Source organism: Burkholderia sp. 572 (assembly GCF_040545135.1).
Taxonomy (GTDB): domain Bacteria; phylum Pseudomonadota; class Gammaproteobacteria; order Burkholderiales; family Burkholderiaceae; genus Burkholderia; species Burkholderia cepacia.
In genome coordinates this window covers 467201-493045 of sequence record NZ_JBEPLH010000002.1, presented here as the reverse complement: position 1 = coordinate 493045, position 25845 = coordinate 467201, and the positions used below count along the sequence as shown (strand labels likewise).

The 25845-nt window shown below is 67.9% G+C and carries 26 protein-coding genes; 10 read left to right on the top strand and 16 right to left on the bottom strand.

All coding sequences use genetic code 11. From position 1 onward, the window contains the following. Nucleotides 1–118 precede the first annotated feature (118 nt). Nucleotides 119–1555: an aldehyde dehydrogenase family protein gene (locus ABIC51_RS05950; protein ID WP_060314100.1), complete on the bottom strand. Its 1437-nt coding sequence runs from the start codon at nt 1553–1555 to the stop codon at nt 119–121. 124 nt (nt 1556–1679) lie between these two features. On the opposite strand from ABIC51_RS05950, the gene ABIC51_RS05945 reads away from it, so the two are divergent. Further along, the gene (locus ABIC51_RS05945) at nt 1680–2441 is read left to right on the top strand and encodes a hypothetical protein (RefSeq protein WP_175852621.1); all 762 of its coding nucleotides are present in this window, start codon (nt 1680–1682) and stop codon (nt 2439–2441) included. Nucleotides 2442–2772: 331 nt separating this feature from the next. Next, nucleotides 2773–3138 (top strand): hypothetical protein, encoded by a 366-nt coding sequence (locus ABIC51_RS05940; RefSeq protein ID WP_027787292.1) that lies wholly within the window; start codon nt 2773–2775, stop codon nt 3136–3138. 111 nt (nt 3139–3249) lie between these two features. On the opposite strand, the gene ABIC51_RS05935 is transcribed toward ABIC51_RS05940, so the two are convergent. Next, nucleotides 3250–3729 carry a YjjA family protein gene (locus ABIC51_RS05935; RefSeq protein ID WP_027787291.1) on the bottom strand — a complete coding sequence of 160 codons (480 nt, stop codon included), beginning with the start codon at nt 3727–3729 and terminating at the stop codon, nt 3250–3252. 287 nt (nt 3730–4016) lie between these two features. Between ABIC51_RS05935 and ABIC51_RS05930 the strand changes: the two genes are divergently transcribed. Further along, on the top strand, nt 4017–4565 hold the full coding sequence (locus ABIC51_RS05930) for a hypothetical protein (RefSeq protein ID WP_146252934.1): 549 nt from the start codon (nt 4017–4019) through the stop codon (nt 4563–4565). A gap of 76 nt (nt 4566–4641) precedes the next feature. Continuing rightward, nucleotides 4642–5217: a polysaccharide deacetylase family protein gene (locus ABIC51_RS05925; RefSeq protein ID WP_027787289.1), complete on the top strand. Its 576-nt coding sequence runs from the start codon at nt 4642–4644 to the stop codon at nt 5215–5217. Nucleotides 5218–5235: 18 nt separating this feature from the next. Here ABIC51_RS05925 and ABIC51_RS05920 read toward each other — a convergent pair whose 3' ends face one another. Next, nucleotides 5236–6195, bottom strand: a complete 960-nt coding sequence (locus ABIC51_RS05920; RefSeq protein ID WP_146252935.1) for a phosphotransferase — start codon at nt 6193–6195, stop codon at nt 5236–5238. A 25-nt stretch (nt 6196–6220) separates the two neighbouring features. Here ABIC51_RS05920 and ABIC51_RS05915 point away from each other — a divergent pair, with 25 nt between their 5' ends. Further along, nucleotides 6221–6910, top strand: coding sequence for a cephalosporin hydroxylase family protein (locus ABIC51_RS05915; RefSeq protein WP_146252767.1), 690 nt, complete (start codon nt 6221–6223; stop codon nt 6908–6910). On the opposite strand, the gene ABIC51_RS05910 is transcribed toward ABIC51_RS05915, so the two are convergent. The 6 genes from ABIC51_RS05910 to ABIC51_RS05885 form a co-directional block, all read right to left on the bottom strand. Further along, nucleotides 6867–8072, bottom strand: coding sequence for a glycosyltransferase (locus ABIC51_RS05910; protein ID WP_175852619.1), 1206 nt, complete (start codon nt 8070–8072; stop codon nt 6867–6869). The genes ABIC51_RS05915 and ABIC51_RS05910 overlap by 44 nt on opposite strands. Nucleotides 8073–8079: 7 nt before the next feature. Next, on the bottom strand, nt 8080–9153 hold the full coding sequence (locus ABIC51_RS05905; RefSeq protein WP_119337121.1) for an asparagine synthase-related protein: 1074 nt from the start codon (nt 9151–9153) through the stop codon (nt 8080–8082). Beyond that, a complete protein-coding gene (locus ABIC51_RS05900) occupies nt 9150–10010 on the bottom strand; it encodes a 4Fe-4S cluster-binding domain-containing protein (RefSeq protein ID WP_264165547.1) in 861 nt (286 codons plus the stop codon). Before ABIC51_RS05900 ends, ABIC51_RS05905 begins: the two co-directional genes overlap by 4 nt. A 22-nt stretch (nt 10011–10032) precedes the next feature. After that, complete coding sequence (locus tag ABIC51_RS05895) at nt 10033–11025, bottom strand: phosphotransferase enzyme family protein (RefSeq protein ID WP_175899114.1); 993 nt, start codon at nt 11023–11025, stop codon at nt 10033–10035. Next, nucleotides 11026–11775: an FkbM family methyltransferase gene (locus tag ABIC51_RS05890; protein ID WP_060084949.1), complete on the bottom strand. Its 750-nt coding sequence runs from the start codon at nt 11773–11775 to the stop codon at nt 11026–11028. A gap of 255 nt (nt 11776–12030) precedes the next feature. After that, nucleotides 12031–13623 carry an ABC-F family ATPase gene (locus ABIC51_RS05885; protein ID WP_027787281.1) on the bottom strand — a complete coding sequence of 531 codons (1593 nt, stop codon included), beginning with the start codon at nt 13621–13623 and terminating at the stop codon, nt 12031–12033. A gap of 169 nt (nt 13624–13792) precedes the next feature. On the opposite strand from ABIC51_RS05885, the gene ABIC51_RS05880 reads away from it, so the two are divergent. Further along, nucleotides 13793–14245, top strand: coding sequence for a lipocalin-like domain-containing protein (locus tag ABIC51_RS05880; protein ID WP_027787280.1), 453 nt, complete (start codon nt 13793–13795; stop codon nt 14243–14245). Between the two features lie 104 nt (nt 14246–14349). Here ABIC51_RS05880 and ABIC51_RS05875 read toward each other — a convergent pair whose 3' ends face one another. Then, nucleotides 14350–16644, bottom strand: a complete 2295-nt coding sequence (locus tag ABIC51_RS05875) for an AsmA family protein (RefSeq protein WP_175852617.1) — start codon at nt 16642–16644, stop codon at nt 14350–14352. A 152-nt stretch (nt 16645–16796) separates the two neighbouring features. Between ABIC51_RS05875 and ABIC51_RS05870 the strand changes: the two genes are divergently transcribed. After that, nucleotides 16797–17498 carry an ABC transporter ATP-binding protein gene (locus ABIC51_RS05870; RefSeq protein ID WP_175852616.1) on the top strand — a complete coding sequence of 234 codons (702 nt, stop codon included), beginning with the start codon at nt 16797–16799 and terminating at the stop codon, nt 17496–17498. Next, nucleotides 17495–18298: an ABC transporter permease gene (locus ABIC51_RS05865; protein WP_060084951.1), complete on the top strand. Its 804-nt coding sequence runs from the start codon at nt 17495–17497 to the stop codon at nt 18296–18298. Before ABIC51_RS05870 ends, ABIC51_RS05865 begins: the two co-directional genes overlap by 4 nt. A gap of 42 nt (nt 18299–18340) precedes the next feature. Here the strand turns inward: ABIC51_RS05865 and ABIC51_RS05860 are convergent, their stop codons facing one another. The 3 genes from ABIC51_RS05860 to ABIC51_RS05850 form a co-directional block, all read right to left on the bottom strand. Then, nucleotides 18341–18814: a PliI family lysozyme inhibitor of I-type lysozyme gene (locus ABIC51_RS05860; protein WP_027787276.1), complete on the bottom strand. Its 474-nt coding sequence runs from the start codon at nt 18812–18814 to the stop codon at nt 18341–18343. Nucleotides 18815–19064: 250 nt separating this feature from the next. Then, the gene (locus ABIC51_RS05855) at nt 19065–19616 is read right to left on the bottom strand and encodes a DUF6013 family protein (RefSeq protein WP_027787275.1); all 552 of its coding nucleotides are present in this window, start codon (nt 19614–19616) and stop codon (nt 19065–19067) included. A gap of 159 nt (nt 19617–19775) precedes the next feature. Then, nucleotides 19776–20792 carry a zinc-binding alcohol dehydrogenase family protein gene (locus ABIC51_RS05850; protein ID WP_027787274.1) on the bottom strand — a complete coding sequence of 339 codons (1017 nt, stop codon included), beginning with the start codon at nt 20790–20792 and terminating at the stop codon, nt 19776–19778. 122 nt (nt 20793–20914) lie between these two features. Between ABIC51_RS05850 and ABIC51_RS05845 the strand changes: the two genes are divergently transcribed. Together ABIC51_RS05845 and serB are read left to right on the top strand one after the other, a co-directional pair. Then, nucleotides 20915–21856 (top strand): LysR family transcriptional regulator, encoded by a 942-nt coding sequence (locus tag ABIC51_RS05845; protein WP_146252773.1) that lies wholly within the window; start codon nt 20915–20917, stop codon nt 21854–21856. Nucleotides 21857–22057: 201 nt separating this feature from the next. Continuing rightward, on the top strand, nt 22058–22903 hold the full coding sequence (gene serB / locus ABIC51_RS05840) for a phosphoserine phosphatase SerB (RefSeq protein WP_027787272.1): 846 nt from the start codon (nt 22058–22060) through the stop codon (nt 22901–22903). Between the two features lie 87 nt (nt 22904–22990). Here serB and ABIC51_RS05835 read toward each other — a convergent pair whose 3' ends face one another. The 3 genes from ABIC51_RS05835 to ABIC51_RS05825 form a co-directional block, all read right to left on the bottom strand. Next, complete coding sequence (locus ABIC51_RS05835) at nt 22991–24172, bottom strand: cystathionine beta-lyase (RefSeq protein ID WP_027787271.1); 1182 nt, start codon at nt 24170–24172, stop codon at nt 22991–22993. 113 nt (nt 24173–24285) lie between these two features. After that, nucleotides 24286–24828 (bottom strand): hypothetical protein, encoded by a 543-nt coding sequence (locus ABIC51_RS05830; RefSeq protein ID WP_059675871.1) that lies wholly within the window; start codon nt 24826–24828, stop codon nt 24286–24288. A gap of 89 nt (nt 24829–24917) precedes the next feature. Further along, on the bottom strand, nt 24918–25844 hold the full coding sequence (locus ABIC51_RS05825; protein WP_146252775.1) for a sugar kinase: 927 nt from the start codon (nt 25842–25844) through the stop codon (nt 24918–24920). Nucleotide 25845 lies beyond the last annotated feature (1 nt).

Genomic DNA, 25845 nt, shown 5'->3' with positions numbered 1-25845 from the left:
AAACCTCGTCGGAACATCGGAACCGCGATGATCGACGATCCACCGCCGCGCACCTTGACGACCGTCAATAAAAAAACGGCACCAGCGTGCCGTTTTCGGTTCGTGCGGCGCGAAGCGCTCAGGCAGGCTTCGCGGGCTTGAGCTGCATCGACTTGTACTCGAGATATTCCTCGAGCCCGTACACGCCGTTCTCGCGGCCATGCCCCGACTGCTTGTAGCCGCCGAACGGCGCGGCGCCGTTCCACGTGCCGCCGTTGATGTCCACCTGCCCGGTGCGGATACGGCGCGCGATGCCCATCGCGCGTTCGTCGCTGCCGGCCCACACCGCGCCGCCGAGCCCGTACGGCGAATCGTTCGCGATCCGCACGGCCTCGTCCTCATCGCGATACGTGATGATCGACAGCACCGGCCCGAAGATTTCTTCCTGCGCGATCGTCGATTTCGGATCGACGCGGCCGAACACGGTCGGCTTCACGAAGAAGCCCTTCGTGAGCCCTTCCGGCAGGCCCGTGCCGCCCGTCACGAGCTCCGCGCCTTCGTCGATCCCGCGCTGGATGTAGTCCTGCACGCGCTGCTGCTGCACGGCCGACGCAAGCGCGCCGAGACGCGTCGCATCCTGCCGCGGGTCGCCCGCGACGTACGATTCGGCCGCGGCCTTCGCGATCGCGCGCGCTTCGTCGTAGCGGGCTTCCGGCACCAGCATCCGTGTATGCGCCGAGCAGGTCTGCCCCGCGTTCAGGTAGCAAGCGTTGACCGTGCCCTTCACCGCCGCCGCGAAATCGGCATCGTCGAGGATCACCGACGCCGACTTGCCGCCGAGCTCGAGCGCAACGCGCTTGACGCCCGCGGCCGCCAGCTCGGCCACGCGCTTGCCGGCGCGCGTCGAGCCCGTAAACGACACCATGTCGACGTCCGGATCGGTGGCCAGCACCTCGCCGACCACCGGGCCGTAGCCGCACACGAGGTTGAACACGCCGGCCGGCAGCCCGGCTTCGTGAATCGCTTCGGCAAGCATGAACGCATTGAGCGGTGCGACTTCGGACGGCTTCAGGACGACCGTGCAGCCGGCCGCGAGCGCCGGTGCGACCTTCAGCGTCACCTGGTTGAGCGGGTAGTTCCATGGCGTGATCGCCGCGACGACACCCACCGGCTCGCGCACGACGAGCGAGTTGCCGACCTGTGCCTCGAACTCGAACGACTCGGCAAGCTTCGCGTACGCCTTCCAGTTGTAGATCGGGCCGCCGACCTGGATCGCGCGCGACAGCTTGATCGGCATCCCGACTTCGCCGGTGATCGACTGCGCGAGCTCCTCGCTGCGCGCCTGCAGATGCTCGACGATCTTGCGCAGGTAGCCCGCGCGCGTCGAGGCCGGCGTGGCCGCCCACGCGTCGAAGGCCGCGCGCGCCGCGCGGATCGCGTCCTGCGCGTCGGACGCGACGCCTTCCGGAATCCGGCCGATCACGGCTTCGGTGCCCGAGTCGATCACGTCGATCGTACCGGTGCCGGCCGGCTTGCGCCACGCGCCGTCGATATAGAACTGGTCGTAGATTTTCATCGTTTTCCGCCTCCAGGAAAGCCGACATTCTAGCGAGCGTTTCGGCCGGCCGGTGTGACGATTGACAGCTATTGGAAAGGTCTTTAGCCTCGGCGCCTCATTCATCATAAGAAAGGAGAATGCCTTGAGCATCCTGACCAAAATCGAGGGCGGCTATCTTCAGGTATTGCGCGTGATCGTGCTGTTGTTCGCGACCGCGGTCCTGATCGGCGGGGTCATATTCGGCGCGATCGCACTCGATGCGCGCCTGTCGAAACCGCCGAAAGTCGATTCGGCCATCCAGGTCGATCCTGCATCGTTCGCGTGGGAGAACGACGCAACCGCCAAGGCCACGCCGGCCGCCGGCGGCGCGGCAGCGAAGGACAACAACGCGTCGCCCGCGCTGCGCCTGTCGACGCAACTGTCGGGCATCGTGCAGAAGCACGGCCGGGCGGCCCTGTCGCCGGACTACGCGGTCGATCGCGACGCGTACGAGCCGTCGTTCCAGCGCGTGCTCGGCGACGACGACCATCCGGAAGTCGCGTACTACGAGCAGCAGATCGCGTATCTCGACAAGGTGCTGTCACGCGCGGACGTCGCGGCCAGCGTCAAGAAGAAAGTCACCGGGCACGGTGACGAATATGCGCGTGAGCAGGCATACACCGACGTCGTGTCGGCGGTCATGCGCGACTTCTCCGAGCGCTACGACGCACGCCGGACCGCGATCGACAATGAGAAGAAGGCCGCCGAAGAAACGGCCGCCGAGAACGGCCAGACCGCGCGCTTCGCCGGCGTCGCCGCGCTCGTCGCGCTGTATTCGTTCGTGTCGCTCGCGGTGCTGATCATCCTGATCCGCGTCGAGCGCAGCATCCGCTCGATCGCGCGCGCCACGCACACGGCGACCTGAATCCGCTCATCCGCCAGCCCGCGCGCCGGGCTGCGGGGGCCCGGCGACGGGCCCACTTCGCGGCGCAAGCGACCGCTTTCTGGTCGCTTCCCGGTCACTCCCCGGCCGCATCTTCCCGCGTCGTTCCTCACGCGCTCGCGCACTTTTCGTTCCCGCCGCTCCCTCATTCCGCCGTCGGCCATCCGCGCCGGCGCGGCGTCCGTTTCGCCACCGCCATGTCAGCATCCGCCCGGGTGCGCGGCCGGGCCCGCATCGTGCTATGTTTTTACTATCGGCACCGGCCCGTTGCAACCGGCGCCGCCCGGAATCCGTGTATTTCGTGAGCGCTGCCATGTCCGACGCACCCCATACCCTCGGCTCGCAAGACCGCCTCGAGCTGCTTTGCTGGCTCACCTGCGGCAACCTCGGCGCGTTTTACCTCAACGAATCGTGGCCGGACGCCACGTTCCAGGTCCAGGCCGCGCACCGCTGGCTCGACCGCCATCACCGTCAGGCCGACTGGCTCGCGATCGCCAAGCTCGCGGCGCTCGCGCAGGACATCGCCAAGCGGCACGCCGGGTTCGTCGATGCGTCGTGGGCGCGCGACGCGGTCGAGGAAATCGTCGATACCGACGACCTCGACTATCGGGCGAAACTCGTGCAATGGGTCTACGAAGACTGCTGCAAGGCGCTCGCCGACAAGCGGCTGGCCGATTGACGATCGGGACGGCACGCGCGGCGCCGCGCTCCTGTCGTTGACGGGAATGTCAGCCTGAAAGACGGACGGGTGCGGTACGTCGCGCACCGCACCCCGAATCGCGAGGCGCGCTTACAGCAGCGATTTCGCCTGCGTCAGCACCTTGTCGCAGATCTGTCTGGTTACCTGCTGCTTCAGTCCGCCGCCGCTCAGGTCGAGCTTGCTGCCATTGCCGGCGTCGAGCACACCGCTCGCGCCGCTGGTATAGCCGCTGTCGGACGACGCGTTGCCGCCGAGCTTGCCCATCAGCGCGTCCTTCACCGACGACGCACTGCCGGATGCCCCGCCGAGATAGTTGTTCTGGATGCAGAACTGCAGCAGGCCCGCGACGTTGCCGGTGCTGCCCGGCATCAGCGACGAACCGCCACCGCCCGTCAACGCGCCACCGATGCCGCCGAGGTTGCCGAGCGCACCGCCCGCGCTGCCGCCCGAATCGCCCCCGCCGCCGACCTGCTTCAGGACATCGCCCAGCTGCGCATGCGCCACCGAAAACGGCGCGAGCAATCCGATCAGCGCACCGGCAATGGTCGCGCGGTATAGACGTGCATTCATGTGAAGCCTCCCGGTTGTGACCGCGTGAGTACCGCGAATCGAGTCCAAGGATACTCAATCAACCCGTGCATGACAGCCTTCGGAGGCGGCCTGAAACGTCAGGCATCGTGATATCGCCACGATTTGACAAAGCTTGACGGCGAGCCGCGTGCGGACATGCCGGTTTTGCATCCGCGCGCGATCGCCCGCCCCGGGTCGCCCGCGCGCGCGAAGCGTCATAGAATCGTCGTCGCCGGCCGCCCGGACCCTCCGGCCCGATCTCGATCCCGAACATGAAGGACACTCGCGTGACGCTTGCCCATCGATTTCTGCTGTTCGCCGGCGCAGCGGCCGCGCTGGGTTGCGGCGGCGGCACCGCCGGCGCGGCCACGCCCACGGCCGCCGCCGCGTGCCCTTCGCCGTCGTTCGAGCGCTATCCGGCACCCGCCGCAAGCGCACCGCGCAAGCCCGCCGCGGCACCACGCCTGACCACCAGGGAAGCCCGCCTCTACCGCACCATCATTCGCGACGAATTCACGCAGCCGGCCAACTTTGCCGGCCACTACCGCGTCGCGACCTGGGGTTGCGGAACGGATTGCCGGAATTTCGCGATCGTCGACAAGTACACGGGCGCGACGTACACGATGCCCGGCGTACAGGCCATCGCAGGCGTGATGGGCAACGACGAGGAGCGCGTCGATTTCCGGCCCGGCAGCACGCTGCTGATCGTCGCGGGCTGCTTCAACGACGATTGCGACTACAACGACGCGAAGGCGGCCCGGTTCTTCTACGAATGGACCGGTACGCGCTTGCGTCGGGTCGGCACCTGTCCATTGGCCATCGAGCCGCGCGAGTAGCCGGCCGGCGGCTGCCGCTCGCCGCGACTTGCGCTATCGTTCCCCCGGTACACCTTGAACGGCGCACCCACCTGCGATGCCCATTTGCCTCAGTTTCGATGACGGCCCCGGCCCGTCGACGCCCCTCCTGCTCGACGTCCTGCATGCCGCGTCGTGCCGCGCGACCTTCTTCCTGCTCGGCCGGAATCTGGCAGGCGCGCTCGATGTGGCCGCACGCATGGCGCGCGAAGGCCACCGGCTCGGCAATCACACCCGTTCGCACGCGAAGCCGGGCACGCTGTCGGACGACGCGTTGATCGACGAGATCGAGACGACCGACGCGCTGATCCGCGATGCCTATCGCGAGGCCCGCGTGCCCGCACCGGATGCGATCCCGCTGCGCCTGCCTTATGGACTGATGCCGCAGGACAGTCGCGCCCGCGTGCTCGCACGGCTGCAACGCGAACATACCGGCTGGACCGCGATCCTCGACGACTGGCAGCGGCCGGCGCCGTCGCCGCAGGCGCTGTTCGACGCGATGTGCGCCCATGTCGACGCCAGCACGGCACGGCGGCGCGACGTACTGTTCTGCATGCACGACGGATCGCGGCACGGCGAGGCGCGGCCCAATACGGTCGAAGCCGTGCGCCTGTTCCTGAATCGGCCGCGCTGACGTGGCATCCGGCCGGCGTCAGGGCGCAGCGCCATCCAGCAACTGCCGCCAGCCGCCGAGAAAACCGATGCCGGGCCCCGGCACCCACAGGCCGCGCTGTGCGGCTTCCAGGTGAATCAGCGTCTGGTCCGCGCAGAACAGGGCCATCAGCGCGTCGCGGCGGTCGTGCATCCAGTCAGGCACGGCATCGGGCCGCGTCGCCGCATAGGCCCGCAGGCCGGCGTCCCAGCGGCGCGCGTCGAATACGAAGCGATCGTCCCGGCCCGCATCGCGCGACAGCGCAAACAGCGCAAACGCCGCTTCGAGCCACTGCGCGCCCTGCCCGACGTCGTCGAAATCGAGCACGCCGTTCACGGCGCCCCCCACGTACAGCAGGTTGCCCGCGTGATAGTCGCCGTGCAGCCAGTGCACCGTCCCCGTCAGCCAGCGTGCGGCAGCGTCGAGATGCGCGCCGATCCGACGGATCATCGTCCCGTAGCGGTCGCCCAGGTCTCCCGGCAACGGCGGCGCGGCACGCGCGGCAACGCGTGCGTGCCGCGCCGACAGCCAGGCCAGCGGCGCCGATTCGGTCACGGGTATCGCCGCCAGCGCCTCGTGCAGATGCGCGAGCGCACGCATCGCATCGATCGCGCCCGCCTCCGCTTCGTCCGGCAGGCCGGGGCTGCCGTCGATATGCTCGAACAGATGCAGCCAGCTTCCGTCAGGCAGTCGCACGCCGGATTGCGCGTCGACGGTCGGCCGCAGGCGCGGTAGCGCCGGCAGCATCGGCGCCGTCCGCGTATCACCGAGATGACCGAGTATCGCCGCCTCGCGATCCACCTGTCCGACCGGCTTGCCGGACCACGACACGCGCAGCACCGCGCGTCCCGCATCGCACTCGACGAGATACGTTTTGTTAGTATGGCCCGACGCCAGCGCCTGCATGCGTGCAGGCCCGATGTTCCAATACCGGTGAAGCCACGGTTCCAGCGTTTTCACGTCACTCCTACTCGTTGCATTGACCATGTCAGAGCGTCCTTCGACCCGCATGCGGGACATCAACATCGAATGGCTGACGCGCGCCGCCGAATTCGACCACCTGTTCCAGACGCGCTGGCTCGGCGAGCGCTTCTTCCACTTGCCCGGCGACATGCTCGCGCTCCAGGAACTGATCTGGCGCGAGCGTCCCGACTGCATCGTGCAGACCGGCATCGCGGCGGGCGGCGGCGTCGTGTTCTCCGCGTCGATGCTGGCGCTGAACGGCGATCGCGGCCGTGTCGTCGCGATCGAGCCGCGCCTGCGCGACGACGTCAGGCAGCGCCTGCAGTCGCATCGGCTCGCCGATCGCATGGTGCTGATCGAAGGCGAGTCGTGCGCGGCCGACACGCTCGCATCGGTACGCGCGCAGATCCCGCACGATGCGCGCGTGATGGCGATCCTCGACCTCACGCATACCCACGCGCACGTGCTGCGCGAACTCGAATGCTATGCGCCGCTCGTGACGCCGGGCAGCTACGCGATCGTGATGGATACCGTCATGGAATACCTGCCCGCGTCGATGTTCGACGGCAAGCCGTACGGCAAAGGCAACAACCCGGCCACCGCCGTGCGCGACTATCTCGACCGCGACGACCGGTTCGAGGTCGACTACGACATCGAAGACCGCGTACTCATGACGCTGTCGCCAGGCGGTTTCCTGAAGCGAGTTCGCTGATCAGGCGCGCGGCCTCCGCCGAGCCGTCACGCGCGTAGCTCGCACGAATCCGCGCCGCCTGCTCGCGCAACGAACCGGGGCGCAACAGGCACGCGAGCGCATCGGCAATCTCGGCCACGCCGGCGTGCTGCAGATCCAGCACGCGCCCCGCGCCGGCCCGCTCGACGAAGTGCGCCGAATGAAACTGGTCGTTGCAGAACGGCGACAGCAACATCGGCACGCCGCATGCGAGCGACTCCATCACCGAATTCGCGCCACCATGGCTGACGAACGCGTGCGTGCGTCGCAGCAGCGCCAGTTGCGGCACGTAACGCACCGCGATGACACGCGCGTCGTCGGCCGGCAGCAGATCCGCATCGACCAGCTCGCCCACCGACAACACCAGTTGCGCCGGCGTCGCACGCGCCGCCTCGATGACTTTCGCGAACACATCGGGATGGTAATAAAGCTGGCTGCCGAGCGACATGTAGACGAGCGGACGATCGGCATCGAGGCGCTCCCACGGGAACGGCGTCTCGTCGCCACGCGGGCCGGACGGCAGCGCGGGGCCGACCAGTTCGACACCGGGCGGCGGCGCGCCGACCAGCGCGTCGGTCGTGAACGCGAGCGTCAGGTGCGGCGACAGGATGTCGCAACCGCGAAAGCGTGCATCGAGCCCGTAGCGCGCGAACAGCCGGGTGCGTTCCGGCGCCAGCCATCGCACCGTGCGCAGCAATTCGGAGTCGAGATCGTCCGGCAGCACCGGATTCAGCGAATTCGACATCGCCACCCACGGCAGCCCCTCCAGCTCGGCGGCGATCGCCGCCGCATAGAGCAGCGGATCGATCACGACCACATCGGGCCGCCAGTCGCGCAGCACCGCGCGGATGCCGTCCACCTGTGCGGGCGCCAGGTCGATCAGCAGCGTGCGGATCCAGTGCCGCAGCCAGTCCGCGTCGCGGATGTTCGCGGCAAAGCTCGCGCCGCGCGACAGGTCGTGACGCTCGGGTGTCTCGCGCGGCCCGACGAACGCGAAGCCGCCGGCGCCGTCGAGCTGGGCGCTGATGTCGGCCGGCGCATAGAACGTGACGTCGCAACCGGCGGCGCGCAGATGCTGGGCCGGGCCGATGCACGGATTGACGTGCCCTTTCTCGGGCACCACGCAGAACAGGATGCGTTTCATGAGCGGCTCAGGTTGGGCGATGCGCGGCATCGAGGGGAGTGTCGAGGCGGTTGAAATGATCGAGGATCAGCGACAGCGTCGTCCACAGCACGCGTTCGTTGTCCGTTTGCAGCGTGGGCGCGTCCAGACCGAGCGTGTCGGCCAGCGCGTGCGTGCGGTCGCGATCGAGCAGCGTCGCGAGATCCATCGCCGGGGCAAGCCGGCCGCGCTTGGGGCCATGCACGAGCCGGTCCGGCAGGTTCAGGCGCGCACCGAGATCGCGCAGGCATTGCTTGTCCGGATCGGGGGCGATGCTGGTCAGATGCGCGACGACGGCATCGTCGACGAACGGCGGATGCAGGTCGACCGACGCCGCGTCGAACAACGCATGGCACAGCGGCAGATAGTTGGCCGACTGGTCGCGGCGCAGCACCTGGTCCGCGCCGTCGCCGGTGATGGCCACCTCGACGCCGTCCGCGGCCATCGCCTCGGCCAGCAACAGCTTCGCGACCGGATGCAGGTTGAACATCGGCTCCTCGACCGCATGGGTCGTTCTCGGCAGCGCCGCGACGAAATCCGCCTCGTTCACGCGCACGAGCTTCACGTTCGCCTGCATCTGCCCGGCCAGTTCGAGTGCCGCATCGCGTTCGCAATAGTCCGGCATGTCGGTCACGAGAATGTAGGACGTCACGTGCCGCTGCGCGCCGAGTTCGCGCAGCAGCGCAAGCAGCAGCGCCGAATCGAGCCCGCCGCTCAACGCCAGCGCAACGCGCTTGCCGCTGTCGAGCGCACGTTGCAGCGACGCGCGCAGCACGGTTTCCAGATCCGCGTGCTGCGGCCGCCCGGGTGCCGGCTGAACGGCCAGCCCTTGCGGCGAACGGATCAGCGCATGGCCGGGCGGCACCGCGCGCACGTCGCGCAGCACGGTGCGGCCGACCAGGCGCTCGCCGCTCAGATAGCCCGCGATGGCCGCCGCGTCCGGCTCGCCGGCCGGTTGCGCCGACGCGCGCAGGACGGCCCGGATGCCGGACGCCGCCGTGCCGCTGCGCGGATGGTAGTGAAGCCGGTCGAAGCCGAACAGGTCGCGCGTGCCGACGATCATGGATAACGAGCCTTCAAGGAGTCCACTTCAATGCGTTTGAGGATGCGATGCGGCGCCACCGGCGCGCTGCCGCCCTGGCAATGCAGGCACGCTTCGAGCGGCGCCTCGCGTTGCAGATAGGCGAGCATCGCGTCGAGCATGTCCGCGTCGTCGCGCAGCGGCAGGCCGTCGGATCGAAAATCCTTCTCGCCCTTGTAGAGCGTGTGGAAATGCGCCGGGCGCGTGCACGTGTAGAACATGCCGTCGCGAATCATATGGCAGCGCTCGCGAATCCAGCAATCGTGATAGAGGCGCTGCGCGGCGTCTCGGTCGGTGCCGGGCTGTGCACGGTTCATCGTCGTAAACACGTCCTGCACCTTCCAGTTCAGGCGCACGTCGAAGCGCGTGGCCTGGTGCTCGATGTGCGCGACCAGGTCGGCCGAAAGCGACGGCTTCGGATAGCGCGAGATCGTCAGCGCATCCACCGCCTGCCAGAACGCGTCCGTCATCTCGCCGAGCTTCAGGCCATTCGTCGTGACGGAGATCACTGGCGCGATACCCGTGGCGCGCACGCGCTCGACGAGCTCGACGAGCGCCGGATGCAGCAGCGGTTCGCCGCCGACCAGCTTGAACATGCGCGGGCGCAGCACCTTCGCCGCACGGCGCAGATCGGCCTCGAGCGATGCCGGGCTCGCGTACCACTCTGGCAGAAGCGGCGACAGCGAGCAGCATTCCGCGCACGTCAGGTTGCAGTGGTCGACGACATGCGCTTCCAGCGAGCGCGTCAGGACGCGCCCGTCCTCGACACGGTAGTCGCGATCCAGCGGCGGCGGAAATACGTGCTGCCGCTCGCCCGGCGGCGACGTCGGATGCGGCATCCGGTTCAGGTTCGAATTCACTTCAGCGTCCTGCTTCGATGCAACGGGAAAAGAAATCGACCAGGCGGTCGCGGGCATCCACCATCGCGGATGCCATCGTCACCGCGCCGCTCAGATGCGACGCGAAACGCGACGGGTCGTCGAGCCAGCCTTGCACGATCCAGAGCTTCAGCGCGTGCTGCAGGCATGCGGCATCGACCGCCCAGGCAATGCGTGCAGGATCCACCGGCCGCACCCGCAAGTATGCGCGCACGAACGCTTCCGCCAGCTGCGGCGCTTCCAGCGGCAAATGATTCAGGCAACGCACCAGTTCGTATTCGCGCGGCGCGCCGATCGTCGCTTCCCAGTCGAGGATCAGCGGCGGCAGCGTGCCCGTGAACAGATAGTTGAACTGGTTGTAGTCGTTGTGGATCGGGTGCTGCGGATCGTCGGCGGGAAACGCGTCGATGCTGCCCGGATAGTAGCGGTCGAGCATGCGCAGCGCGAGATCGACGTAGCGGCGCAAGTTCGCGGCGTTCTCGTTCGAGCGTGCGTGATTCAGCGCATCGAGCAAACTGCGGCGCACCGCATCCGCGTCGATCGCGATCAACCGCGCACGGATCGTGTCGAGCGATGGCAGCTGAAGCCGTTCGAGACTCAGATGCAACGCGGCCAGGCTCGCGCCGAGCGCCTCCCATTCGGCCGGCGAAAACGTGTCGTAGGTTCTGAACTGCCCGGTTTCCCAGCGCGTGAGCATCGCGTGGGCGTTCGCCCCCGTCCACAGCGGTGCGCCGGCTGCCGTGCGTTTCAGCGCCTGCACATGGAAACGTGTATCGCCGTGCGTCTCGAAGTGCGCGAGCACCGCGGCTTCCCTGGCCGCACGCGCCTGATGCCCGGCGGCGTAGAGCTTGACCGCTACGCCGCCGTCATCGGTCGGCAGATGCCATACGCGTTCGCTGACCTGGCGCGGCGGCCCGCTACGGCCGAGCGCGCAGGCTTCCAGGATCTCGTCGAAGGTCGCGGCGAGCGGGCCCATTCAGATGTGCTCGGCCGGCCCGTGCCGATACGGATGACCGGTCAGGAACGTGTTGTGTCCGACATAGCGCAGCTTGTACATCGCGGGCCGGAACAGCACCGAAGGATCGTTGTTCGCGATGCCGAGCAGCGGATACAGGTCCTGCCGCACGAAGAATGCGTTGTTGCCCATGTCGTCGCAGCAGACGAGTTCATAACCCTTCTGCCTGCCGAGGTGCACGAGCGATTCGAGGCTCGCGCCGTAATAGGTCGAGCCGTCCCATTCGTGATCCGGGTTGAAGCACATGACCCAACGCTCGGGCGGCGTGTAGTACGGGTTGTATTCGATCACGACGATGCGCGGCTTGAACGCCTGCAGGCCGCGCCAGACCCAGTAGTCGTTGCCGTCGATATCGATCGACAGCAGGTCGAAGTCGGTCGGCGTGTTCGCGTCGGCGAGCAGATGATCGACCGTGTCGGGCTGGACGCGGTCGTGATACAGGCGGATGCGCTCTGCACCCGCGTAGTGCGCGGCCAGCTTGCCGAACCGGTACGCGCTGCCTTCCACCAGCACGCCGGCCCAGTCCTGTTCGCGCAGCAACCGGGCGGTGTTGCTGTTGCGCAGGCCGTCGCTGGCGCCGATATCGACGCAGAACCGGTTGACCGGCGCGATCCGCTCCATCAGGCGCGACAGGATGCCTTCCTCGGTGCCCTGCGCGTACAGGCTTTGCGCAAGGCCGGACAGGTCGAGCGGGAGAGGATGGTCCGGCATCGGGGGCGGCTCCGGGTCGAAATGGGGAATGATGATTGGCGTTCGGTGGGTAATTTACCCGAAGTCGATTCGCGGGAGGAAACAGGAATGAGAAACGCTGCCGGGCCACGCGGCAAGCGGAAATGAAAAAGCCCGCATCGACAACGCTGTCGATGCGGGCCCGATTTACTTCCGGCGGTTCGCTCCGTGGGGACGGCTGGAGGCACTGCTTGCCTGTCCAGCCGCGGCACTTGGCCGGAGGAAGCCTCAGGACACTTATTCCTGCCCCTGGCTCGTCAGGAACTCCTCGTAATTCCCGCCGAAGTCGAACAGCGTGCCGTCCGTACGCACTTCGATGATCCGGTTCGCCAGCCCGCTCACGAATTCGCGGTCGTGCGACACGAAGATCAGCGTGCCTTCGAACTGCTCGAGCGCAATCTGCAGCGACTCGATCGATTCCATGTCCATGTGGTTGGTCGGCTCGTCCATCAGCAGCACGTTGTGGCGGCCGAGCATCAGCTTGCCCCAGATCATGCGGCCCTTCTCGCCGCCCGACAGCACCTTCACCGACTTCTTGATGTCGTCCGACGAGAACAGCAGGCGGCCCAGCGTGCCGCGCACCATCGTTTCGTCGTCGCCGTCCTTGCGGTACTGGTCGATCCAGTCCATCAGCGTGATGTCGTTCGGGAACTCCTCGTACGTGTCCTGCGGCATGTAGCCGACATTCGCGTTCTCGGACCACTTCACCGTGCCGTGCTCGAGCGGGAGCGCGCCGAGCAGCGAACGCAGCAGCGTCGTCTTGCCCGCGCCGTTCTCGCCGATGATCGCGATCCGCTCGCCCGGCTGCACCGACAGGTTGAAGTTCTGGAAGATCGTGCGCTCGTACTTCTTCGTGATGTCTTCCGCGACCACCGCGACGTTGTGCAGCTTCTTCTCGAACTCGAAGCGGATGAACGGGTTCTGACGCGACGACGGCTTGAATTCCTCGATCTTGATCTTGTCGATCTGCTTCGCGCGGCTTGTTGCCTGACGGGCCTTCGACTTGTTCGCCGAGAAGCGGCGCACGAAGTCCTGCAGCTCGGCCACGCGCTCCTTCGCGCGCGCGTTCGCCGCGGCCTGGCGCTCGCGCGCCTGTGCCGATGCGAGCATGTAGTCGTCGTAGTTGCCCGGCCAGACCTTCAGCGTGCCGTAGTCCATGTCGGCCATGTGCGTGCACACCGAGTTCAGGAAGTGACGATCGTGCGAGATGATGATCATCGTCGAGTTGTACTCGTTGAGCGTGTGCTCGAGCCAACGGATCGAGTTGATGTCGAGGTTGTTGGTCGGTTCGTCGAGCAGCAGCACGTCCGGCTTCGAGAACAGCGCCTGCGCGAGCAGCACGCGCAGCTTCCAGCCCGGTGCGACGTCGCTCATCGTGCCGTTGTGGAACTTCTCCTCGATGCCGATGCCGAGCAGCAGCGCGCCCGCGCGCGCCTCGGCATCGTAGCCGCCGTATTCGGCGAACTTGCCTTCGAGCTCGGCGGCGTGCATGTAGTCGTCGTCGGTGGCTTCCGGGTTCGCGTAGATCGCGTCACGCTCGGTCATCGCGGCCCACATCTCGGTGTGGCCCATCATCACGACGTCGAGCACGCGCACGTCTTCGTACGCGAACTGGTCCTGGCGCAACTTGCCCAGGCGCACGTTCGGCTCCAGCGCGACGTTGCCGGCGCTCGGCTCGAGGTCGCCGCCCAGGATCTTCATGAACGTCGACTTGCCGCAGCCGTTCGCGCCGATCAGACCATAGCGGTTGCCCTCGCCGAATTTGACCGAGATGTTCTCGAACAGGGGCTTTGGCCCGAATTGCATCGTGATGTTGGCAGTAGAAAGCACGGCAGGTCCCGTTAAAGGATAAATCGACGGAAAACCGTGTATTTTAGCAGGTGTCGGAGAAACTGCCGACCACACCGTTCCGGCAGCGCATTCCAGCCCCCTGGACAGCCGCCCGGCGGCCCGTCAACGCGACGGCCCGCGCCCCGCCGCCGCCTGACAGGAATCCCGCATGCTTGCCAGCCAGCTTCGCGAACAACTCGTCGGCGCGTGGCGCCTCGTGTCCTACGAAATCCGCCCGCGCGACGGCAGCGCCGTCACCTATCCGCTCGGCCGCGACGCGCGCGGCTGGATTCTCTATACGCGGGACGGTTACATGTCGGCCCAGCTGATGGCTGCCGGCCGCCCGCCGTACGCGAGCGGCGATCTGCACCGCGGCACCGAGAGCGAGTGCACGGCCGCCGCACGCGGCTACATTGCCTATTCAGGCCCCTTTCATCTCGACGACGACGGCACGCTGACCCACGAAATGGACGTCAGCCTGTTCCCCAACTGGATCGGCAACGTGCAGCAGCGGGTCTTCAGGCTCGACGGCGATCGCCTGCAGCTCGGCACCGTCGGCCCCGTGCGGATCGACGGCCGGGAAGTCGACGCCGTGCTGCTGTGGGCGCGCGCGGGTAGCTGACGCGCCACGAACGGTCGACACGGTTCGCCAGGGCGATACGGCCAGGCAGCAGGTCGTTGCAAGCCTGCGCCGCGCACGGGGTGGTTGCATCGGCCGCACATCCGTCACTTGCCGGCTTTCGCGGCGGCCTTCTGGGCCGCCGTCGCCTTCACCTGCCCGAACAGCTCCGAGCACGGCACGTCCTTGTTGTTGCTCGGCGCGATCAGCGGGATCAAGGCCGCGAACGGGTTGATCAGGCCGAGGCCGACCATCGCGCCGGCGCGCAGCGCGAGCGCGCCCGCGTCGACGCCGACCTTCGGATCCTTGAACGTGCCCTTCGCATACAGCGGCGAGCGCAGCGAGAAGATCCGGAAACCCTTCGTATGCGGATGGATCTTCAGGTCGAGCGTTTCGTCGCGCAGGCTGATCGGGCCGTCGACGTTGATCAGCGCGTCGTCGGTATCGAGCGCGAATACCTTCGGGTCGAGCATCCCGTTGGTCGCGACGAAGTCGACTGCCGCGCAGTTGATCTTCACGTCATTGTTGCCGAACAGCTTCTCGTACACGACGTTCGCGACGTTCAGCCCCGCCGCCTCCATCAGCAGGCGGCTGATGCGGCCGTCCGTGACGAGCGCCTTCACTTCGCCGGTCGACGTCGCGGCCAGCGCGGCCGGCGAGTTGCCGGTCGCCGACAGCGACGCGTCGCCGTTGATCTCGCCGAGCGCCGACTGCATCACCTTCTGCGTGGGGAACAGCTGCTTGAGCTTTAGGTGCCGCGCGGCCACCGTGAAGCGGCCCTTCAACGGCGCGCCGCTGCCGTCGAGGTGCGCGGTCGTCGCGAGCGTACCGCCCGCGACGCCGAACTGCAGCGGTTCGAGCGACAGCACGCCGTCCTGCATCACGATGTGCGTGTACAGGTTCGTGATCGGCAGGTTCGAACTCTTGATCAGCTTGCGGCCCGTGAACTTGACGTCCGCGTCGATCTCGCGCCAACGATCGGTACGGAACGTCTCGACCGGCAGCACGCGGCCCGGCGGCTGGCGTGTCGTGTCGCCGCGCCGGGCCTTGCTTGCGGCCGTATCCGCGCCGATCACCGGCGCGAGGTCCGAGAACTGCAGCAGGTTCGACACGAGCTCGCCCGACAGCTTCGGCCGCGGCTCGCGCTGCTCGTACACCAGCGTGCCGCCGAGATCGCTGCCGCCGACGCGGCCGTTGAAGTTCTCGTAGCGGAACGTGCTCGCGCGCCGCTTGAAGTTGCCGATCAGCCGCCCTTCCGTCGCGTAAGGCGGCGTGTCGGGCAGCGTGATGCCGGTGAGCTGGTAAAGGTGCGACATCGACGTGCCCTGCAGCCACAGCCGCAGGTCGATCGCCGCGAGATGCATCGGATCGGTCAGCGTGCCGACGATCGCGAGCCGCGTGTCGCCGGCCTTCACGTCGGCCTGCAGCGGGAACGGCCGCGACGCATCCTGGATCGCCAGCACGCCGCCGAGCTTGCCGGTACCGCTGATCGGCACGTTCTTGTAGCGGCCGTCGACCTTCAGCCCGAACGCATAGGTCGGGCCGGACGGCTTCGCGGGCGCCGCGGCGCCGCTTGCGCCGCTTGCAGGAGAAGCGGAAGCGGCGACCGACGCCGATGAAGCGGACGACGACGAAGCCGATACCGCCGCAGATGCAGCCAAAGCCCCCAGCCCCGACGCCGCACTCGCGGCCTGCGCGGCGGACGCGCCCGATGCGGCTTCCGCGTTGGCCTTCGCGCTCAGTTGCGCGGCGCCGCGCTTGCCGACACGCTGCGCGGATGCCGCGCGCGACGTCTGCTCCTGCTCCTTCAGCACATCGCCGAGCGGAATCGGCTGCCCGAGCGTATCGATCGCGACGGTCAGGTCGGCCTTCGTGATCGCGTCGCGATACGTGACGGTGCCCTTCGCGAAGCCGAAGCTGTCGAGCCGCACTTTCCACGGCGACGGCTGTGACGATTGCTTGAACTGGAAGGTCCACGTGTTGCGGCCGTCGGCGAGGCGCTCGAGGTCGACGGCCGGATTCACGACGTCGATCGACGGAATGACGATTTCATGCGCGAGCAGCGGCAGGATCGCGAGGTCGAAGTGCGCGGCATCGAGCGTGACGAACTTGGGCGTCTTCGCCCAGTCGGGGTTGCCGATCTCGAGTTGCGTGGCCGAAAAGCTCGGCCAGGGCACCCAGGCACGCCAGCCGGTTTCGCCGTCGGGGCGGCGCCAGCCGACCTTGAGATCGCCGTTGATCGCGAACGGGCGGCCGAGTGCGGCACTCACCTGTTCATTGACCCACGGCTTCGCGCGGTTCCAGTCGAATGTAAAGAGAAAGACGCCGGCCGCCGCGATGAGCACCGCGACGATACCGACGATCCATGCAGCCGATTTGCCGATGGCTCGGGTAAGCGTCATGGCGGTTCCGTTGTTGTTCTGAAATGTCGCCGCACCATGCCGGGCCGCTTGCGTGGACGAACGGCGCGCGACACCCGCGGCTTTTCAGTCGGTATTATGACGCACGCCATGGTGACGTTTCGGCGCCATTAACGCTTTTTTTCATTTGTGACATGACAGCCCCCACCGGCCTCATCGATGCGCAGCACATCACGCGGCGCGACGCCAGCAGCGGCAAGACCCTGCTCGCCCCGACCGATTTAAGCCTCGCAGCGGGATCGCGAATTGCTGTCACGGGACCGTCCGGGTCGGGCAAGAGCGTGCTGCTGCGCGCGCTCGCGCTGCTCGATCCGCTCGACGGCGGCCACATCCTGTGGCGCGGCAAACGGATCCGGCGCAGCGCGATTCCGCGTTACCGGCGCAGCGTCGCCTATGTACGCCAGCGCCCCGCGCAAATGGACGGCACCGTCGAATCGCAGTTGCGCTATCCGTATTCGCTCGCGATCTATCGCGACGTCGCGTTCGATCGCGCGCGCGCCGAAGCGCTCGCCGCGCACGCCGGCCGCGGCCCCGACTTTCTCGACAAGCGCGCGAGCGACCTGTCGGGCGGCGAAGCGCAGATCGCCGCGCTGCTGCGCGTGCTGCAGCTCGATCCCGACGTGCTGCTGCTCGACGAGCCGACCTCCGCGCTCGACCCCGAATCGGCGCGCGCGATCGAGTCGCTCGTCGGCGCATGGTTCGACGCGGCGCCCGACGCCCGCGCGTACATGTGGATTTCGCACGATCCGGCCCAGGCCGCACGGATCGGCACGATGCGGCTCGTGATGCAGGCCGGCGTGATACACGTTGCCAACCCGACGGAGGCAACCCAATGAGCCCCGCACTGCAGGACCTGAGCCTCGTCGACGTCGGCATCGCCGCCGCGCTCGTCGCGGTCAACGGCGCGATCTCGATGGCACTGTCGCTCGGCCTCGGCCGCAAGCTCGCGCTCGCGGCCGTGCGCACCGTCGTGCAGTTGCTCGCGATCGGCTACGTGCTCGGCTGGGTATTCGGTCATCCTCACTGGTACATCGTGCTGCCGCTCACCGCGCTGATGACCTTGATCGCCGGGTTCGCCGGCGCGGGGCGCGGCAAGCGCACCTACCGCGGCCAGCGCATCGACAGCATCGCGTCGATCTGGTTCAGCAGCTGGTTCGTCGCGGCGGTCGGCCTGTTCGTCGTGATCCGCATCCATCCGTGGTACGCACCGCAATACGCGATTCCGATCCTCGGGATGATTCTCGGCAATACGCTCACGGGCGTGTCGCTCGGCGTCGAGCGGATGATGGAGGAGCTCACCGCGCGCCGCGACCGCGTCGAAACCGCACTCGCGCTCGGCGCGACGCGCTGGGAAGCCGCGCAGGACGCCGCGCGCCAGGCCGTGCGCGCAGGCATGCTGCCGACGCTGAACCAGATGGCCGTCGTCGGCGTCGTGAGCCTGCCGGGAATGATGACGGGCCAGGTACTGGCCGGCCAGTCGCCGCTGCAGGCCGTGCGCTACCAGATCGTGATCATGTTCCTGATCGCCGCGGCTTCCGCGCTCGGCACCGTCGGCGCGGTGCTGATGACCTATCGCCGGCTGTTCTCGGCCGATCACCGCTTTCTCGCATCGCGGCTCGAGGAACGCACGCACTGACACGCGGAAGTCGCCGCGCGATGCGTTCGCGCGGTTCGCCGGTCAGCGCGCGCCGCGACGCTTGCCGATCGCCTGCCGCAATGCGGCCACGATGTCCGCGTCCGCTGCGAGCCCGTCGACCGACGCAACGAGCCGCACCGCGCGCGGCGTCGTCACATAGGCTTGCGCGCCGACATAGCCGCCGCTGCCGGCCGAGCGCGTCGTCACGACGAGCGCCTGCGGCGCCCGCGCGCCGAGGTCGGCCGTGAACGCATCGGTGACCGTACCGTCACGCGCATGCAGCGCGCCCGTCACGTAGTCGTCGGTATCGAAGCCGGCGGCGGCATGCGCGGTCGAATACACCCGCACCGCGTAGCTGCCGGTCGAGCACGGTTCGAGCGCGCCGCTCGACACGACGGCCACCTGCTGCCGGGACGGCAGCCCGACCTTTTTCACGAAACCGCAATCGTCGGCCGCGTGCGCGTGCATGGCGGCGAACGCAATGGCGCACAGCAATGCGCGGATTCGGCATTTCATCGGGATGTCGTTACGGGAAGTGGATGATGCGGGCGAGCATAGCGTGACATTCGCATGACGTCACGCTGGTCGACGCGCGACGCCGCCGCACGCCGTGCTGCTGCCATACCGTTGCAGCAGCACGGTACCGCGAGCAGGTCGCGGGAAAGCACCGTGACGGCGACACGAAACGCTCACGCGCCGCCGGGCCGACCCGCGCGCCGAATCCGTTGCGCGCGCACCGGTTCCGGAAGCGGCCCGCGCGCGCCGTTCAGCGCTTGATCGACACCGTCACCTTCGTGCCGTCGCTCATCGTGACGGACTTCGAACCGCCGTTGGTCGGGATCGACACCCACTTCACCTGGCTCACCGACGCGACGTCCGGGCATTGCAGCGACTTGCCGCCGACCGTCACGTTGCGCGTGCCCTTTGGCGCGGCCGCCTGGAAGCTCATCTGCACGTTGGCGACGCCCTTCGCGTCGATCGACGGCGCGAGCCGCACCTGGGTCTGGCGGACCATCGCGCCGTTCGCGTCGCGCGGCAGGCTGTCGGCGTTCGGGCAACCGTCCGGCATCGCGACCGCACCGCTCGGCGGCACCGACTTCCAGTTGAAGTCGTCCGTCTCGCCCGAGCGGATCTTGCGGGTCTCCTGCGTGTTGCCGAAGGTCTTCGAGTCGACCTTGACGGTGTATTCGAGCTGTCCGGTGCCGCCGCCCTTCAGGCTGCCCTTGACCGGCGGCGCCGCGAATACGCTCGCGCTGACGCACGCCGCCGCGAACACGACCGACCACGATGCGGCGACTGACAAGCTGCGTTGGCTCATGCTGACCTCCTTGGTATGCGGCGGCACGCGCGTGCCGCGCGGTTTTCGATGCATGATGCGCTGCCAGTCTACCGCCAAGCGGCATGCCGTGCGCCGCAAACGCATCGGGTGTTACCCCGCTTGCGTTCGCGGCGCCGCAACCTTACGCGCGATGCCGGCTCAGAAGCCGCTCAGCACGAGCTTGCCGATCGCGCGCCCGGCCTCGAGCAGCTGGTGCGCGCGCCGCACGTTCGCGGCATTGATCGTGCCGAGCTGTTCGCCGAGCGTGGTGCGCAGCGTGCCGCCGTCGACGAGCCGCGCGACTTCGCCGAGGATCCGGTGCTGCTCGATCATGTCCGGCGTCTCGAACATCGCACGCGTGAACATGAACTCCCAGTGAAACGCCGCACTTTTCGCCTTCAGCAGTTCGACGGGCACCGGCTTGTCGTTCTCGACGATCGTGCAAATGCCGCCCTGCGGCCGGATTACCTCCGCAGCGGCGGGGAAATGACGATCCGTATCGTTGAAAATCAGCACGTAGTCGACGCTCGGATGCCCGGCCTCGCGCAACTGCGCAGGCAAGTCGCCGAAATGGTCGACCACCGCATCCGCACCCAGCGCACGCACCCATTCGGCCGACGCCGGCCGCGACGCGGTCGCGATCACGTGCAGCTTGCCGAGCGCCTTCGCGAGCTGGATCGCGATCGAGCCCACGCCACCCGCGCCGCCGATGATCAGCACCGATTTGCCGGCGTCCGCCCCCTGCGGCGACACGCGCAGCCGGTCGAACAGCGCCTCCCATGCGGTCAGTGCGGTGAGCGGCAGCGCGGCCGCCGCGGCGAAATCGAGCGTACGCGGCTTCAGCGCGGCGATCCGCTCGTCGACCGTATGGAATTCGCTGTTCGCGCCAGGCCGCGTGATGCTGCCCGCATAGAACACTTCGTCGCCGGGCCGGAACAACGTGACGTCGGCACCGACCGCGACCACCGTGCCGGCCGCATCCCAGCCGAGCACGCGCGGCGTGTCCTCGACCTGCGGCTTCGGCGCGCGCACCTTGGTGTCCACTGGGTTCACGGAAATCGCCTCGACCTTCACGAGCAGGTCGCGCGGGCCCGGCACGGGCTGCGGCAGCTCCACGTCGAGCAAGGCTTGCGGATCGTCGATCGGCAGATAACGGGTCAGTCCAACGGCCTTCATCACGAAACTCCTTCAGGGAAACCTGGGGGCCGCGGCGCAGCCCCATGGACGTCATCGTAGGCAACCCGATCATTCGAGAAAACCGCTATATTTCCTGAAACATTTTCAGGAAATTCAGAATAATGGCCTCCGATCCGATTCCGGCCCCCGACAAGCCGCTCGACCTGCTCGATGTCGCGCTGTTCGTTCGCGCGGCCCTGCTCGCGAACGTCACCGCGGCCGGGCGCGAATTCGGCGTGTCGGCCGCGGTCGCGAGCGCGCGCATCGCGCAACTCGAGCGTCAGCTCGGCGCACGGCTGCTGCACCGCACCACGCGCCGTATCAGCCTCACGCAGGACGGCGAGGTATTCATGGCGCACGCCGACACGCTGCTGTCGGCCGCCGACGCCGCGCGCGCGTCGGTCGGCCACGGCCGCACCGAGCCGTACGGGCGGCTGAAGGTGTCGATGTCGTCGTCGTTCGGCCGGCAGCATGTCGCGCCGGTGATTCCCGCATTCCTGCGCCGCTATCCGTCCGTGTCGCTCGACCTGCGGCTGTCGGACGAGATCGTCGACCTGGTCGACGACGGCTACGACGTCGCGATCCGCCTCGGCGCGCTGAAGGACTCGACGCTCGTCGCGCGCAAGCTTGCCGCCAACCGCCGCGTGCTGTGCTGCTCGCCCGCGTATCTCGCCGGGCACGGCACGCCGCGCCATCCGGCCGACCTGACGCAGCACGAATGCGTGATCCTCGGCGACCAGCGCGACTGGTCGTTCACGACGCCGCAAGGCCCGCTGACCGTGCGGGTCGGCGGCCGGCTCGTCGCGAGCAATGGCGAGGCCATCCGCGAAGCGCTCGTCGACGGCTTCGGGGTCGCGATCAAGTCGACCTGGGACGTCGGCCCGCTGCTCGCGAGCGGCACGCTCGTCACGATACTCGACGACTATCCGTTCGCCGACGACGTCGCGATCTGGGCCGTCTACCCGAGCCGCACACACGTGCCGCTGAAGACGCTCGCGTTCATCGCGTTCCTGGCCGAGCATTTCGGCGATCCACCCTACTGGGATCGCTCGGACGGGCGATAGGCGCCTTCATTCGGCTCGCGCCGCGGGCGTACCGGTTCGAGTCGGGCCTCGGGATTCGTCCCTGCCGCGACCGCCCGGCCCGGCCAACCGGCTACAATGGCGCGTTCGCGACGCAATGGCCCGCAGTCGAACGGGGCCGCGCACGCAGACGGCCGCCCATTGGCCGCGCACGCTTTTCATACGTCTCCCAACCATCCCGTCATGACCCACAACCTCGTCATCCAGAGCCTTGCGCCGCTGTCGGACGCCCATCACAAACCGCTGCTCGCGCTGTCGCGCGGCACCCGCATCGTGCAGACCGACGATCATGCGCTGCGCATCGAAGACGCGAGCCCGGCACAGCGCATCGACATCGACGCGTACTGCGGCACGCACGCGCTCGACTTCGCGTTCGTCGAGGCCGGCCGCACGCTCGCCGATTTCGGGCTCGCCGTGATGGACATGGATTCGACGCTGATCACGATCGAATGCATCGACGAGATCGCCGATTTCTGCGGGTTGAAAACGCAGGTCGCCGAGATCACCGAAGCGTCGATGCGCGGCGAGATCCGCGACTTCAACGAAAGCCTCACGCGCCGCGTCGCGCTGCTGGCCGGGCTCGACGCGCACGCGCTCGAACGCGTGTACGAGGAACGGCTGCAATTGACGCCGGGCGCCGAGACGATGCTCGCCGGCGTGAAGGCCGCCGGCATGAAGACGCTGCTCGTGTCGGGCGGCTTCACGTTCTTCACCGAGCGGCTGAAGGCGCGCCTCGGCCTCGACTACGCGCATGCGAACACGCTCGAGATCGTCGACGGCAAGCTGACCGGCAAGGTGCTCGGCGAGATCGTCAACGCCGACGTGAAGGCGCGCCTGCTGCGCGAGACGTGCGCGTCGCTCGGCCTCGAGCCGAGCCGCGCGATCGCGATGGGCGACGGGTCGAACGACCTGAAGATGATGGCCGAAGCCGGGCTGTCGGTCGCGTACCACGCGAAACCCGTCGTGCGCGACGCGGCGACGGTCGCGTTCGATCACGTCGGCCTCGACGGGCTGCTGCGGCTGTTCTGATCCTGCCGCGCGTCAAATGAAAAACGCCGGCGCGATGTTGCATCGCGCCGGCGTTTTGTCGTGCCGGGGAACCTGACCGGCCGGCGATCAGCCGAGTGCGGCCTGCATCGCGCGTTCGATGTCCGCGCGCAGGTCGGCTTCGTCTTCCAGGCCGACATAGAAACGCACCAGCGTGCCGCGATGCGGCCAGTCCGGACGCATCGACGCGACGTCGTAAGGCATCGCAAGGCTGCATGCGCCGCCCCAGCTCCAGCCGATCGCGAACAGTTCGAGCGACTCGACGAAGCGGTCGACCTGCTCCGCGCTGTAGCGTTCGTCGAACACCACCGAGAACAACCCGCCCGCACCGGTGAAATCGCGCATGAACGACGCGTGCCCCGGGCAATCGGCCATCTGCGGATGCAATACCGACGCAATCTCCGGCCGCGCCTTCAGCCATTGCGCCAGCGCGAGCGCGCTCTTGCCGTGCGCGTCGAAGCGCACCTGCATGCTCGGCAGGCTGCGCAGCACGAGCGAGCAATCGTCGACCGACACGCCGATCCCGCAGCGCATCCGCGCGAGCTTCAGCTTCGCCTGCAGGTCGGCGCTCGCGGTGATCGTCGCGCCCATCAGCACGTCGCTGCCGCCCGACTGGTACTTGGTCAGCGCCTGCACCGAGATGTCGACGCCGTGCTCGAACGGCTTGAACGCGAGCCCGGCCGAAAAGGTATTGTCGATCGCGGTGACGATGCCGCGCGCCTTCGCGGCCGCCGTGATCGCCTGCACGTCGGGCACTTCCATCGTCACCGAGCCGGGCGCCTCGATCCAGATCAGCCGCGTGTTCGGCTGGATCAGGTCGGCGATGCCGGCACCGACGAGCGGATCGTAGTAGCGCGCGGTGATGCCGAAATCCTTCGCGAGCCAGTTGCCGAAATCGGCGTTCGGCCCGTACACGTTGTGCGGAATCAGCACGTCGTCGCCGGCTTTCACGATCCCGAAATAGACGTTCATGATCGCCGCGAGGCCCGACGGCTGCAGCAGCGCATGCGTGCCGCCCTCGATCTCGGCAAGCCGCTGCGCGAGCGCGAGCGACGTCGGCGTCGAATGCAGCCCGTAGCGCCACTGGTTGTCGTTGTGCCAGACGAGCGCACGCATCGTCGCGAGATCGGGAAACACGACCGTCGACGCGCGCGCGACCGGCGGCACGAACGAACGGAAACCTTCCGGGATCACGTCGTCGGGTTGAACGATGCGGGTTTGCAGCGCGCGCTTGGGAGTGGATGCAGTCATGACAGGAAGCCGGGCACGAGGCCGTTCGGTTGCGGAATAAGTCGCCAGATTAGCCAAAATCGGCACGATTGGCCCGGTACAATGCGCGCCGCGCGCGCCGAGCCAGCGCGGGTTCAGTTGTCGGTGCGCAGATTGACGACGCCGCCCACCGTCTCGATTTCCTGCACGCGGCCGTCGCGCACCTGCAGCGCCGCGCGCTTGCCCGGCGCGAGACGCAGCACGACGGGTTGCGGATCCGACTCGTCCGAGTTCATCCGGTCGGCCTTCAGGGTGCCCGTCGCGTCGAAGCGGCCGATCCACACGCCCGTGATGTTCGTGCCGTCGTTCGATTCCTCGATTTCAAGCGTGTCGCCGTCGCGATCGCCCGCGAGCAGCACGACCTCACCCGTATCGGCGAACTGGTATTCGCCGTGCACGCCTTCCTCGTCCGTCTTCGGGCCGAGATGCACGACGATCGGGCGGTCGCCGAGCGTGCCTTCGTAGCGCGGCAGGCGGGCAAACTCCGGATTCGGCTTCAGCGGCCGCGCCGGTGCCGGTTCGTCCTGCTGCACGCCCGGCGCGACAGCCTGCGCCGCGACCACGCCCGGCATCGCCATGCCCGCCGCCAGCGCGCCCGCGACGACGAGCGCCCGTTGCCATTGCGAATATCGACCCACCTTGTGTTGCTCCTTGCTTCAGATTCGCTCGTAAATTGCGGCGATGCGCTGGCCGTCACACAGGCCGCGGCCGGCGCGCGTATTGCGCATCAGCCTTGCATCAGGCGCTCCACCGCCTCGCGCTGCGGAATCGGCGCGACCGCGCCGTAGCCCGTCGTCGACAATGCCGCCGCGGCGTTCGCATAACGCGCCGCCGCGAACGGATCGTCGCCCGCGACAATCCGCGCGACGAAGGCACCGCCGAAGCAGTCGCCCGCGCCCGTCGCGTCGACGGCTTCGACCGCGAAGCCCGGCACGACGCGCCGCTCGTTCGGCGTCGCCACGTAGGCGCCGTCCTTGCCGAGCTTCAGCGCAACGACCTGCGGCCCGTGTTCGAGCATCGCGTCGACGATCGCGTCGCGATCGTTCGCGCCCGTGATCGCCGTCACGTCGTCCCAGCTGGGCAGGCAGATATCCGTCTGGCGCAGCGCCTCGCGCATCACCGCGCGGGCGCGCGGCAGCGGCCACAGCTTCAGGCGCAGGTTCGTGTCGAAGCTGACCTTCGCACCGTTGCGGCGCGCGTGGTCGATCGCCGCGAACGCGGCGTCGCACGCGGCCGTGCTGATCGCGAGGCTGATGCCCGACAGGTGCACGGCCTTCGCGGCGGCCAGTGCGTCGAGCGGCAGGTCGCCCGCCGCATAGCGGCTCGCCGCCGAGCCCGCACGCAGATAGTCGAACTGGTGGCCGTCGGCGCCGTGCGTGACGAAATACACGCCGGTCGGCGCCGTGCGATCGATCCGCACGTACGTCGTGTCGACGCGTTCCGCGCGCCACATGTCGGCCAGCAGCCGGCCGAACGGATCGTCACCGATCGCCGACACGAAGCCCGTCGACGCGCCCTGGCGCGCCGCCGCGATGCAGAAGTTCGACGTGTCGCCGCCGAAGCCCTGCAGGAATTCAGGCCGGCCCGGCTGCGACTGGTTGAATTCGATCATCGCTTCGCCGAGCGCGAGGATCTCCGGGAATACGGCGGCCACC